This is a genomic window from Mycobacterium sp. (genome assembly GCF_035314665.1).
Taxonomy (GTDB): Bacteria; Actinomycetota; Actinomycetes; order Mycobacteriales; family Mycobacteriaceae; genus Mycobacterium.
This window is the reverse complement of record NZ_DATFZD010000082.1, coordinates 24044-35162: the sequence shown is the minus strand read 5'-3', so window position 1 is coordinate 35162 and position 11119 is coordinate 24044. Positions and strand designations below refer to the sequence as shown.

Sequence of the window (11119 nt, the reverse complement as noted above, 5' to 3'; positions counted from 1 at the left end):
CCCGGCCGGACACTGGGGCCGGCGACGCCTGCCCCTGGTGACCAGCCTGTCGCGGGTGTGAACTAGCGATCCTCGGTCGCTAGAACTTCGACAGTTGTCTTGAGTTTTCAGGCTGTTTTGGGTAGTAGGCGAGCCTGGTCGATGGTTTTCCCGTTATTTTCCCCTTACCGTCGCAGCATCGCCGAGCAGGCCGATGAACCTCGGGGGTACCCCACCTCATCGCTCATGGGGACACGTGTTTATGTCGCAACTGGTGGAAGAGGAACAAACAGGCGTGGTCACCCGCCGGGGAGGGCCGCGTCGACCCTCGGGGCGCAAGCTTGGCCGCGGCCAACCGGGATCCGCGACGCTTCGATGACCCCGACCGCTTTCTGATCACCCGGCCCCTGGCACGTATCAAGCCGGCCCGCTCGCGCCGATGGGTGAGCGGGCTTGACGCCGTCAAGACCCGAGACGAAACCGCAGGTGATGAGCGGGACTGAGTCGGACCGAGACGGAGCGAACCTGCAGGTGAACCCGTATTTTGCCTGGTCAGGGCAGGGGTTCAAGTCCCCCTTCGCCCACAGAATTGACTTGAGAGCCGCACTTATTGGCCGAGGTGTTTCTCCCGCGTGACCTCGCCGCGACGGTGACGAAGAACGCTGATCACCATGACGGTGTTTGCGGGAATCGCCGCTCTTGCGATGGCAACGTGTGTCGGCTACTACTTCGGCCGGCGCGCGGGCTCGGCGCCGTCAACCTGGAAAAAGCGAACGAGTCGGATCACGCTGGGGAGGCTGGCGATCAGCCTGCTCGTGTTGCTGACGGCGCGCCGCATCCGGCGGAGCCTTCGGCCCGAGCAGATCTTCGCCGTCTGGGGACTGAGACTTATTGCGCCACTTGAGTTGCTGCGCGGTAGCGTGGCGCGGACGCGAACCTAGGAGAACGGGAACCGGTATGGCTGCACTGCAAGACAAAGTCGCGTTGGTGACCGGTGCGTCGTCGGGCCTCGGCGCGCAGACGGCCGGGCTGCTTTCCCGGCAGGGCGCAACGGTTTTCGGCATCGGCCGCGACACTGGACGCTTGGCCGAGGTATTCGCCGAGATTGACCGGGGTTCATACGCATCGGTGGACGTTGCTTCGGCGCAGGCGTGCAGCGACGCCGTCGAGCAGTGCGTGCGCGAGTTGGGCGGGCTCGACGTCCTTATCAACATCGCCGGTCGACACCAGATGCGCCGCACCGAGTCGATGACCGACGACGACTGGGCGCACGACCTCGAGGTCAACCTGAACGGGCCGTTCTATCTGTGCCGGGCGGCACTCCCCCATCTGCTGGAGCGAGGCGGCAACATCGTCAATGTCAGCTCCATTGCCGGCGTCGAAGGCCAGGCCTATTCGGCCGGCTACTGCGCTGCCAAGCACGGGCTGATCGGGCTCACTCGCGCTTTGGCGGTGGAATACACCGCAGATCGTCTGCGCGTCAACGCGGTGTGTCCGGGCGGCATGCTCACACCGCAAATCGAACAGTTCAGTGCACCGGACAACCCGAACTACGACCTGATCATGCGTACGGCCTCGCCGCGCGGCATGATGCAGCCTCTTGACGTTGCGAATGTGATCGCGTTCCTTGCCAGCGATGCCGCGACCGCCGTCCACGGCGCCGTCTATCGGGTCGACAACGGCAAGGGCGCCGGCTAGAGCGTCTGCACCCACTGCAGGACCTCCGGAGTGGCCGGATCGGTGATGTCGCTGTATTCCGGATGCTTCTTGATGAATGCGGCCACCATGGGGCAGACGGCGACAACACGTTTCCCGTCCGCGCGGGTCGCCTCGAGGGCCTCCCCCACCAGGATGGTCGCCAAGCCGCGTCCACCGAATCGTTCGTCGACTTCGGTGTGGTAGAAAACCCGCTGGTTGTCCCGGTCAGCGACGGCGGCCAGGCCGACGTTCTGGCCGTCGACGGCAATGCTGTACTTCCCGTCTGCGGCGCTGACCGTGGTCGGGGCGCCGGTCTTATCGGTGGTCATCTGCGGGCCTTTCTAGCGGGTCTGTTCGGGAGAAGGGGGTGGCCGCAGCCGGACGGTCGGCAGTGCGGGTGCAGGCAGCCGCGCGGGAGTCCCACGGTAGCCCTGCACGGCGCCGAAGCGTTCGTCGCCCTCTTCCCACAGCCGGCGATAAGCGGCGATCTCGTCCTGACTGCGTCCGACGAAGTTCCACCACATCACCAGCTGCTCGGCAAACGGCGTGCCGCCCAGCACCACAACGCGGCCAGGCTGGTCGCCGTCGTTGTGCAGTGCCAGTGTGGGGCGGCCCGGGCCTTGGTAGCCCAACTCGCCGACGGTCAGCGCGACGTCGTGCATGGCGACCTCGCCTTGGTCGCACAGCACGCCGTGCTCGAACGCCGGGTCGAGATCCAGCGTCACCCGGGCGCCGACTTCCAGATCGAGGTGGGCGCCCAGCAGCGGGGTGAAGGTGTGCACCGGCGATCGGCCGCCGGCCAACCGTCCGAGGAAGACCCGCGCTACCGCGCCGGGCAGCGAGATCGGCTCGGGCACATAATGATCGAAGCCGCGAGCGGTATCGCGGTCGGAATCCGGCAACGCCCCCACAACTGCACGCCGTGCAGTACCGCAGCCGCCCCGCGATTGACGGCGATCGACACTTCCGAATGGCAGATTCCGGCGCCGGCGGTCATCAAGTTGAGCTCACCCGGGCGAATCGGGGTGTGGACGCCCGCGCTGTCTCGGTGTTCGACCTCGCCGCTGAACAGCCAGCTGATGGTTTGTAGCCCGGTATGTGGATGCGGAGGAACGTCCATGCCGGCGGATCGGCGGAGATCGTGTGGGCCGTAATGATCGCAAAAACACCACGCACCGATCAGTGACCGTTGCCGCTGCGGAAGCGTGCGACGGACCCGGATCGCGCGCGGGCCGCCCAACGGGACCTCTCGCGGGTCCAGCACCTGCAGATCCTCGAGACGTGAGGCGGTGCAGGCAACTTCGGCGGGCGTGGTCTCAAGATTGCTCATCGTCCACCCTTCGTCGGGGTGCGATACGGCCCGGATACCGCAACAGTACGCGGCGGCTGAGCTAGTGGTTCACTTGCGCGGCGGTCGCAACACTTGCATGGCGAGCCGCATCAGCGGCTCGGGGACCCGGTCCTGGGCGGAAAGCGCTGCGCTCGCTACGCGGGACCGCAGCAGGGTGCCGCGGCCGAACATCCGGTTCAGCGGACCACCAGACGGCTCGAGTTCGACGTGCAGCGGGGGCGCGCCTTCCGTCGCTCCGAGGGCAGTGGATATGACGATCCGCTGGATTTCGCTGGTGCCCTCAAAGATGGTGTACAGCTTGGCATCTCGATACCATTTCTCGACCGGGTGGTCGGTGATGTAGCCCCAGCCGCCCATTGTTTGAATGGCGCGCTCGGTTGCTCTGACGGCGACCTCGCTGGCGGCCATCTTCGACATCGAGCCTTCGCCGCGCTGGAATGCGATGCCGTTGGCGGCCATCCAGGACGCCCGCCACGTCAACAGCCGAGCCGCGTCGATCTGGGTGGCGATCTCGGCCAAGGGAAAAGCGATGCCCTGGTTGTCGATGATCGGTCCGCCGAACGCCTCCCGCTTGGTGGCGTAGGTGGTGGCGTATTCCAGCGCGGCACGCGCGATGCCGATCGCCTGGGCGGCGACCATGGGGCGAGTCTGCTCGAAGGTCCCCAATGTCGCCGACCCGGAACGTTGTCCGCCGGCGACCACCTCTCGCGCCTTGGCGAGTTTGTGTTCCAGCTTGTCTTGCCCGCCCAGCAGGTTGGCTTCCGGAACCCGCACGCCGTCGAGAAGAAGCTCAGCGGTATGCGACGCCCGGCAGCCCAGTTTGTCGAGTTTGCGCACCATCTTTAGACCGGGTGTGCCGCCCGGGACGATGAACAACGCCTGACCGCGGTGCCCGAGCTCTTCGTCGACGACGGCGTTGACCACGTGCACGTCGGCGATACCGCCGTTGCCGATCCACATCTTGTGTCCGTCGATCACCCAGTCGCCGCCGTCCCGCCGCGCGGTGGTCCGCAGATTCCGGACGTCGCTGCCGCCCTCAGGCTCCGAGATCGCCAGCGCCGCGAGCTTGAGATCGCCTGGGCTCCCGAAGCATTGCGGCGCCCACTCGAGCATCTGTTCCGGAGACGCAGCCTGCCCGATGGCCGACAGCGCCAGCGCCGGCATGACGATCGCCAATCCGATTCCGGCGCAACCCCAGAACAGCTCCTCCATGAACATCGGCAACGAAAGACCAGTCGGGTCCCCGATGAGGTCGCGGTAGAACAGCGGGCCGTAGAAGCCGCATTGCGCGGCTTCCTCCAGTACCGGCCACGGGAACTCCTGGCGCTGGTCGTAGTCGAGGGCAACGGGACGGATGACGGATTCGGCGAACTCGTGGGTGCGCCGGGCCAGGTCGTGTTGAGCCGCCGTCGGCGTCAGGTCAAAAGGCATCCAGGGACCCCCGTGTCGGTTGCCCTGTTATTACCCCTTGTCAGCCGAACCCAACCGCAAGCGACCGCGACGGCTCAGGCGGCCGACCGAGGCCCGATTTCGCGGACCGGCATGTGAAACACCGTGGCGGTGACCGGAACGGCGTTAGCCTCGCGCCGCGCCAAGAGCGCGGCGTTGTCGGGCAGCTGTCGCGCGTTGATCTCGCCCGCCGCGATTCGGCGCAAGGTGTCGTGAGCCTGCGCCAGCTGTTCCCGCTTGCGGTACTGGCCGCCGGGCAGTTTGACGCCCGCCCAGACTCCGTATTCCTCCCGGTTCTCGACCGCGTAGCGGGCGCACAACCGCTGTTGCGCAAGTGGGCAGCGCCGCAGGCAGAGCAGCCGGGCCTCGGTGGCCGACTGCTCATAAGCGCGTGCCTTGGCGGCGCCGTCGCCACCGTCGTCATCGGCGTAGCCGAACCACAACTCCGGGTTGACCGAACATGGATGCCCCATCAGAATCCCTCCTTCAGGCTGAAACGTATGCGGAAGCGTATACACAGGCGAGTGTGGTTGGCAAGAGAAACGTGACAAAAACGTATAAACCCTGGAGAACAGATACGGCTGTGTAGTATCCGAATATGCCCGGAGCGCTGCGGTGAGCCGCGAATCGGCCGGGGCGGCGATCCGGGAACTGCGCGAGTCGCGCGACTGGTCGCTGGCCGACTTTGCCTCAGCGACCGGCGTGAGCATCATGGGCCTGAGCTACCTCGAGCGAGGAGCCCGCAAGCCGCATAAAGGCACAGTTCAGAAGGTAGAGAACGGGCTCGGTTTGCCACCGGGCACCTACTCGCGACTCGTCGTAGCCGCCGATCCGGCGGCCGAGCTCGAGCGGTTGACCGCCGTCACGCCGGCAGAACCGCCCGCACGGCCCGCCGGGCCCATCGTCGTGGACCGGCACACCGACACCGAGGTGCTGGAGGGGTACGCCGAAGCTCAGCTCGAAGCACTCAACTCGGTGATCGAGCGACTGCCCGCGACGACATCAAACGAATATGAGTCGTATATTCTCTCTGTGATCGCACAGTGCGTGAAGGCCGAGATGCTGGCGGCCAACTCCTGGCGGGTGGCGGTCAACGCCAACGCAGCTTCGGCGGGACGGCTTATGCGGCATCTGCAGGCGTTGGAGGCGACGCGCGGTGCGCTTTTGGAGCGCATGCCGATGAGCCTTAGTGCGCGGTTCGACCATGCATGCGCGCAGTCGTCGCTGCCGGAGCCGGTGATCGCGGCACTGCTCGGAGTCACCGCCGCGGAAATGTGGGACATCCGGAATCGCGGGGTGATCCCGCCCGGGGCGCTGCCGCGCGTCCGAGCCTTCGTCGACGGCGACATCAATTCGGGGGAAGGGCAGTGAGGGGAGGACAGTGAGCGGGAGCGAACTGGCGGCATTGAGCCGTGCACACGAATTGTTCACCGGCCCTACTCGGCAAGTGACGCTGGACGCGGGCGTGGCGCAGTACGACCGGCTACTGCGGCGAGCCGCCGGACTGAATACCGGTGGGGGACATGAGCTTTACCAGTCGGCCGTAGACCGCGGCCGGGCGGCAATGCGTGCGGCCGCCGGCACCGATGACGCGCTCGCCGCCACGACGGCGCAAGCGCACCGAGATCACGCCAACGCCCGCACCGCGACGAGGAGCGTTCTCGACGAGGCTCGAGCCGATACCGCGATACCGGACACACCGATGGCTCAGCGCGAGGCGATGCGCCGTCGGGTGGCGCGCCTACGGGCGCAACGAGCCCATGTGTTGTCGGCTCGCCAGCAGGCCCGTCGGCATCGGGCGGCGTTGCGCGCCTTGCGTTACCGAGTCCTGCGACGCGGTGGCTACCGGACCGGGCTGCGATTGCCGCCGGCGAACAGCCGCGCCGGGATCGCGGTGCGCGCCGCGCTGTCGCGGTTGGGCAGTCCGTATGTCTGGGGTGCGACCGGGCCGGACCGGTTCGATTGCTCGGGGTTGACCCAATGGTCCTACGCGCGGGCCGGAATCCACTTGGATCGCACCACCTATCAGCAGATATACGACGGAATCCCGATCCCCCGCTCCCAGGTTCGTCCGGGAGACCTGGTCTTTCCCAGCGCCGGACACGTGCAGCTGGCGATCGGCAACAACCTGGTCGTCGAGGCACCCCATGCCGGCGCCACCGTCCGGATCAGCCCGCTTGGGGACGGCGTGCAGATCAGGCGCCCACTGGGGTAGCGGCGATGGTTGTTGAGCGTCAGGGCCGTGAGTACGGTCAAGCCATGGCAGAGCAGGCCGGGCGGTCGATCGGCGCCATCGCGGAAGGGCAAGCCGCGCTGGCCAGGCAGCACATGGCGGCCGCAGACGCCGACCGTGCCCTGGCCGAAGCCCTCGCCAGCGCGCATGCGGCAACAGTCGAGGGCGTCAGGCGCCTCGACGCGATCGCCGCCGAAATCGACCACGCTGTCGCGAATCGGACTGCCATCGGGCTCGATACGTCGGTGGGAGCGCGAGAGTTCCAGAAGTTCTTGATCGCCAAGCAACGAGAAATCCAGGCCGTGGTGTCCGAGGCGCACGAGCTCGACGTAGCGAAAAGGGCTGTGCTGGAGAAGTTGATGGCGCACTACACCACCTCGGCCGGCTAGCTCTGGCGGTCGGCTCGCGGCTGTGCACGAGTGAATTGTCGACAGCGGCACCGCTGGCTACTGTCGCCAGCATGTTGGGGCCGCATGACGATCCGCCGTCTCTCGGCTGAGCAGTGGCAACACCTGGCGACGTGCTCGCCGCCGTCGAGCATGTCAAGCAATGCACGGGCGACCCGAAAGCGTGGCTTTCCGGTCTGACACGGCAAGACGTAACGGATGTGGTGACGGTGTTCGGAGCAAGCCCGCAACGGCTCGACGGAGTCATCGCCAGAATCCGCCAACACCATCCGGATCTGTTCGACCCGAGGACCGGGGAGACGATCGTCCCGCGGCCGACAGGACCCGCCGGCCCCGGCCCGCAATCCGACCGCCAGGAGGGCGAAGCCGCGGACGCGATCAGGGATGCCGAAGCTGCTCTGGCACATCAGAATTCGACGACTGCTCAGGTCGACCTGCAAGTGGTCACCGCAGTGCTGAACGCTCACCAGAAAAACGCCGAAGGCCGGGAAGCCTTGAATAGGTTGCAGCACGATATCGAGGCGGCAGTGACGACGCGATCCGATCTGGACACCCCGGCAGGAGCGCGTGACTTCCAGCGATTCCTGATCGGCAAGCTCAGGGATATCCGCGCCGTGGTCGCGAACGCGAGCCTTGACGATACGTCGAACTCAGCACTGATGGCCGCGTGGACATCGCTGTACAACCTGGACAACGTGGCCAAGCCCGAGACCCGTGATGCGGACCAACACCGCCCGTCAACCGTTGCGTCTGCCGGTTCCCCACCGGAAAGCGTGGGCCAGAGTCCGCCGCCAGCAACGGACACCGGCCCGGACCCCTACCTGGATTCGCTGCCGGCTGGCGATCCCGGCCTATTGCCCGAGGCCATGCCGGCACAAACCCCGTCGGCCGCGACGCCGTTGCCCCCGGAGATGCCGAGTATCCCGTCGTTCGGTGGGGGAGGGATGCCCGGTTTTGGTATGCCGGGTGGATTTCCACTGCCCGAGCCGCTGCACGGCGCCGACGACGTGCGTTCACCGAAGGACCTCGACGACGCGCTGCTGGACGCAGACGACCCAGAGGACTCGCCGTCGGCCGATAAAGACGGCGACGGGCAGCCGGACGATCACGACGCCGAGTCGACGGCGTCGCACCCGCCGGCCACCGGCCCGACGACCGTCACGTTGCCCAACGGAGAAACCGTCACCGCTGCCAATCCTCAACTCGCGGCGGCTATCAAGGCCGCGGCGGGTGGTACGCCCATCGCGGATGCGTTCCGCCAGGAGGGGATTAGCATTCCGCCGCCGGGGACTGCGGTTGCCGACCCGGTCGATCCATCGCGGCTCACGCCCGGGGATATCGGCATGCTCACGGATCGCCACGCTCTTGCCCTCGGCCAAAGCCGGGCCCTGCTCAACGGGCAGATCCAGCACATTTCCACCGTGAACGGGCCCAGCTTCCTAGGCTGGGAGCATCCTCCTGGACCGGTCACGCCAGCTGCGCCGGACAGGACCGACCCACCGGCGCCCACCCGGCCGGCTACTGCCGGAAGGCCGCTCGAGACAACCTAGTAGAGATCCGGCGCCCGCCGGCCACATCAAGAGGAGACAGCGGATGGCAGACCGAATCCATGTGGTGCCCGACAACTTGCGTCAAGCCGCCGGCCACCACCAAGAGACGTCCGAGTATCTGCGGACCCTGCCGTCGTCGCACCAGGCGATCCAAGCGAGCCTGGACTCGTTGGGTCCGATCTTCGGCGAGCTGCGGGAGGCCGGGCGCGTACTCCTCGAGCAACGGCGGGTGTGCTACGAGCAACAGGCCGACAGCCACTCGCAAATGGCCGAGAACCTGACGAAATCGGCGAGCATGTTCGAAGAGCAGGAAGCACAGGCCGTCCAGAGAATCCGGCGTGTTTCCGACGACAGTCAATGACTGAGGCCGATCCTGCGTTCGACACCGTGCACCCAAGCGGGCACATCCTCGTTCGCTCCTGCCGCGGGGGGTACATGCACAGCGTCACGCTGAGCGAAGCGGCGATGGACACCGACTCGGAAACGTTGGCGCAGGCCATCTTGCTGACCGCCGACGTCTCGTATCTCAAGGCGGTGATGGAAGTCCGCGGCGAGATCGTCGCGGCCGGATATACCCCGTCCGCCGAAGTCCCGACCGCGCATGATCTCGACATGGCGATCGAAAAGCTGGTGGCGCATGACCTTCACCGCCGCGACGGCACGGAGGCGTGACGGGCTCGTGGCCTAGTGGATCCAGGTCTGGACGGCGTCGCGATCCGGCGCGATATCGGTGGGCGGCTCGACAGGATTGGCGCCGAACAACTCTCGCGCCCGACCGAGCAGCGCGCGCACTTCGTTCAGCTGCTGTTGCAGCCCGGAATCAGCCACACGCTTAAGCTACCCAGGCCAAGTTATTCGCACAATTCACCACTAAGTACGAAAACTTAAGCCGGCCAAACAGTGAAGTTGCCGATCCGAAGATGACGGTAGGCTTGGCCGGTGGCGATCTTCGGTCGGAATACGGCGCGGCAGCGCCTCCGGAGAGCTACCCAAGAATCTCTCAAGATTCCGGCTTTCAGCTCTCCGGTGGACTGCACCCCGTGGGTGACGGGTGGGCTTTGGCCCGCCGAGCTGTCAACCGTTACGGCCGACACCGCCCCGCTTGTCAAATATCTGAAGGCCGACTTGCAAAAGATTGTCAATTCGGCAAACGAAGAACTCATGGGCATTAGGCGAGCGGGATTGGCAGATCCGATGCGGCAGGCCGAAGAAGCGCGAGTGATCAATGGTGCTCGTGCCTTCGCCGTTCGCCGAGTCGAGTCGACAGTTCGTCATCTCCGTAACATGACGCCGAAATTGCCGGCGGAAGACCGGCCGGTACAGCCGGTAAATGGCACGGCTGACGCCGAAAAGACACGGCGATTCAAAATCGTTCCTGCCGCGCCACCGGAAACGACCGAACCCCCTGACAGCCCCGCGCCGCCGCGGCCGGAGTATTCGGATTCCGACCACCGTGAGGCGGCGGTAGTCGACCTGCACCCGGTCGAACCGGTCGCCCCGGCAGAGCAACCGGCGCCGGCTGTCGAATTCGACTTCGACGAACCGGAGGAGTTAGCGCCGTCGCCCCCCATCGATCCGGACGACACCGACGTGCTCGAGGAGATTGCGACGGTGCTGCAGGAGATTGCGCCTCTGGCAGAGGCGCCGCTCGACCAAGCGCGCCGGCCACCCGCGCCCGCTCACCGCACGGAGGTCCCGGTCGAAGAATCGCCGCCGCCCCCGGCCGCTCGCCAACCGGAGCCTCCGGTGCCTCCGGTCGACGACGCCCCGACCGCGCAGCAGCCCGCGCCGGCGGTCGAGTCCGAGTCGGAGCGCGAATGGCTGGTACGGCTGCTGAAGTTCGTTGCCCGTCAGGAACCCGGGTTGCGCTGGGCGGTCGGCACCCGTGAGGACGGGACTACGTTGTTGGTGACGGACATCGCGCACGGCTGGATACCGCCGGGAATTACGCTGCCCGCCGAGGTCCGGCTGCTGCCACCGGAGCGGCGCACGGGCACCGCCGTGGCACTACTCGGACACACCCCGACGTTGGCGACCTACGCCCCTAGCGATCCGTTGGGCTGGGCAGCCGACTACGACGTCAGCGACACCTCGTCGCAGCCTCGTGAGCTACCGGCGGTCGACGACTTGGGCTGGTTGCTGAGCGAGGCCACCCACTGGCGCGATGGTTTGCCGCGGATGGTTCACACGTTGGCCAAGGCGGGTGCCGCGGGTACGGGCGTCATCGACGCCGAAATCGACATCTTGCGGGTATACCTCGACACTTCGCGCTACCAGCTTTTCGCTCAGTACCCGGACATCGACAGCGCGTTGCTGCTCAATTGCCTGCTGTTAGCCGCCACCGAAGGTATTGCCACCGGCAACCTGCTGGACGCGAACTACCACTTCGCCTGGTTCCAAGTGCTCAGTACGCCACCGGCCAGCGGCTGGAAGGCCGGCCCGTAGGGCATGG

General features: G+C 66.4%; 13 protein-coding genes and 2 pseudogenes. 10 read left to right on the top strand and 5 right to left on the bottom strand.

Annotated elements, in window-relative coordinates; all coding sequences use genetic code 11:
• Positions 1-650: 650 nt before the first annotated feature.
• Together VKI00_RS06270 and VKI00_RS06265 are read left to right on the top strand one after the other, a co-directional pair.
• Positions 651-920, top strand: a complete 270-nt coding sequence (locus VKI00_RS06270) for a hypothetical protein (RefSeq protein WP_324436139.1) — start codon at positions 651-653, stop codon at positions 918-920.
• 16 nt (positions 921-936) lie between these two features.
• Positions 937-1677, top strand: coding sequence for an SDR family NAD(P)-dependent oxidoreductase (locus VKI00_RS06265; RefSeq protein ID WP_324436138.1), 741 nt, complete (start codon positions 937-939; stop codon positions 1675-1677).
• On the opposite strand, the gene VKI00_RS06260 is transcribed toward VKI00_RS06265, so the two are convergent.
• The 4 genes and pseudogenes from VKI00_RS06260 to VKI00_RS06245 form a co-directional block, all read right to left on the bottom strand.
• Positions 1674-2006, bottom strand: a complete 333-nt coding sequence (locus tag VKI00_RS06260) for a GNAT family N-acetyltransferase (RefSeq protein WP_324436137.1) — start codon at positions 2004-2006, stop codon at positions 1674-1676. The two genes, VKI00_RS06265 and VKI00_RS06260, sit on opposite strands and share 4 nt — an antisense overlap.
• Before the next feature lie 12 nt (positions 2007-2018).
• Positions 2019-3007 (bottom strand): annotated as a pseudogene (locus tag VKI00_RS06255) (pirin family protein).
• 69 nt (positions 3008-3076) lie between these two features.
• Positions 3077-4459 carry an acyl-CoA dehydrogenase family protein gene (locus VKI00_RS06250; protein WP_324436136.1) on the bottom strand — a complete coding sequence of 461 codons (1383 nt, stop codon included), beginning with the start codon at positions 4457-4459 and terminating at the stop codon, positions 3077-3079.
• A gap of 74 nt (positions 4460-4533) precedes the next feature.
• Positions 4534-4950 (bottom strand): WhiB family transcriptional regulator, encoded by a 417-nt coding sequence (locus VKI00_RS06245; protein WP_324436135.1) that lies wholly within the window; start codon positions 4948-4950, stop codon positions 4534-4536.
• A gap of 142 nt (positions 4951-5092) precedes the next feature.
• Between VKI00_RS06245 and VKI00_RS06240 the strand changes: the two genes are divergently transcribed.
• The 6 genes from VKI00_RS06240 (at position 5093) to VKI00_RS06215 (ending at position 9339) form a co-directional block, all read left to right on the top strand.
• The gene (locus tag VKI00_RS06240; RefSeq protein ID WP_324436134.1) at positions 5093-5848 is read left to right on the top strand and encodes a helix-turn-helix transcriptional regulator; all 756 of its coding nucleotides are present in this window, start codon (positions 5093-5095) and stop codon (positions 5846-5848) included.
• Between the two features lie 10 nt (positions 5849-5858).
• Positions 5859-6692 (top strand): C40 family peptidase, encoded by an 834-nt coding sequence (locus VKI00_RS06235; RefSeq protein WP_324436133.1) that lies wholly within the window; start codon positions 5859-5861, stop codon positions 6690-6692.
• Positions 6693-6736: 44 nt separating this feature from the next.
• Positions 6737-7099 carry a DUF4226 domain-containing protein gene (locus tag VKI00_RS06230; RefSeq protein ID WP_324436132.1) on the top strand — a complete coding sequence of 121 codons (363 nt, stop codon included), beginning with the start codon at positions 6737-6739 and terminating at the stop codon, positions 7097-7099.
• 113 nt (positions 7100-7212) lie between these two features.
• Positions 7213-8667 (top strand): DUF4226 domain-containing protein, encoded by a 1455-nt coding sequence (locus VKI00_RS06225; RefSeq protein ID WP_324436131.1) that lies wholly within the window; start codon positions 7213-7215, stop codon positions 8665-8667.
• 43 nt (positions 8668-8710) lie between these two features.
• Positions 8711-9028 carry an ESX-1 secretion-associated protein gene (locus VKI00_RS06220; protein ID WP_324436130.1) on the top strand — a complete coding sequence of 106 codons (318 nt, stop codon included), beginning with the start codon at positions 8711-8713 and terminating at the stop codon, positions 9026-9028.
• On the top strand, positions 9025-9339 hold the full coding sequence (locus VKI00_RS06215) for a DUF2694 family protein (RefSeq protein WP_324436129.1): 315 nt from the start codon (positions 9025-9027) through the stop codon (positions 9337-9339). The genes VKI00_RS06220 and VKI00_RS06215 overlap by 4 nt, the downstream gene beginning before the upstream one ends.
• 12 nt (positions 9340-9351) lie before the next feature.
• Here VKI00_RS06215 and VKI00_RS06210 read toward each other — a convergent pair whose 3' ends face one another.
• Positions 9352-9495, bottom strand: coding sequence for a hypothetical protein (locus VKI00_RS06210; protein ID WP_324436128.1), 144 nt, complete (start codon positions 9493-9495; stop codon positions 9352-9354).
• 111 nt (positions 9496-9606) lie between these two features.
• On the opposite strand from VKI00_RS06210, the pseudogene VKI00_RS06205 reads away from it, so the two are divergent.
• A pseudogene (locus VKI00_RS06205) lies at positions 9607-9958 on the top strand (hypothetical protein); the annotation flags it as partial.
• Positions 9952-11112, top strand: a complete 1161-nt coding sequence (locus VKI00_RS06200) for a DUF5631 domain-containing protein (protein ID WP_414687128.1) — start codon at positions 9952-9954, stop codon at positions 11110-11112. The pseudogene VKI00_RS06205 and the gene VKI00_RS06200, both read left to right, overlap by 7 nt.
• Positions 11113-11119 lie beyond the last annotated feature (7 nt).

Bases quoted from the DNA above. Each gene is read 5' to 3' on its own strand.
- VKI00_RS06230 (WP_324436132.1), top strand. From the start codon at position 6,737: ATGGCAGAGCAGGCCGGGCGGTCGATCGGCGCCATCGCGGAAGGGCAA.
- VKI00_RS06200 (WP_414687128.1), top strand. From the start codon at position 9,952: ATGACGCCGAAATTGCCGGCGGAAGACCGGCCGGTACAGCCGGTAAAT.
- VKI00_RS06250 (WP_324436136.1), bottom strand. From the start codon at position 4,459: ATGCCTTTTGACCTGACGCCGACGGCGGCTCAACACGACCTGGCCCGG.
- VKI00_RS06220 (WP_324436130.1), top strand. From the start codon at position 8,711: ATGGCAGACCGAATCCATGTGGTGCCCGACAACTTGCGTCAAGCCGCC.
- VKI00_RS06265 (WP_324436138.1), top strand. From the start codon at position 937: ATGGCTGCACTGCAAGACAAAGTCGCGTTGGTGACCGGTGCGTCGTCG.
- VKI00_RS06270 (WP_324436139.1), top strand. From the start codon at position 651: ATGACGGTGTTTGCGGGAATCGCCGCTCTTGCGATGGCAACGTGTGTC.
- VKI00_RS06215 (WP_324436129.1), top strand. From the start codon at position 9,025: ATGACTGAGGCCGATCCTGCGTTCGACACCGTGCACCCAAGCGGGCAC.
- VKI00_RS06260 (WP_324436137.1), bottom strand. From the start codon at position 2,006: ATGACCACCGATAAGACCGGCGCCCCGACCACGGTCAGCGCCGCAGAC.
- VKI00_RS06245 (WP_324436135.1), bottom strand. From the start codon at position 4,950: ATGGGGCATCCATGTTCGGTCAACCCGGAGTTGTGGTTCGGCTACGCC.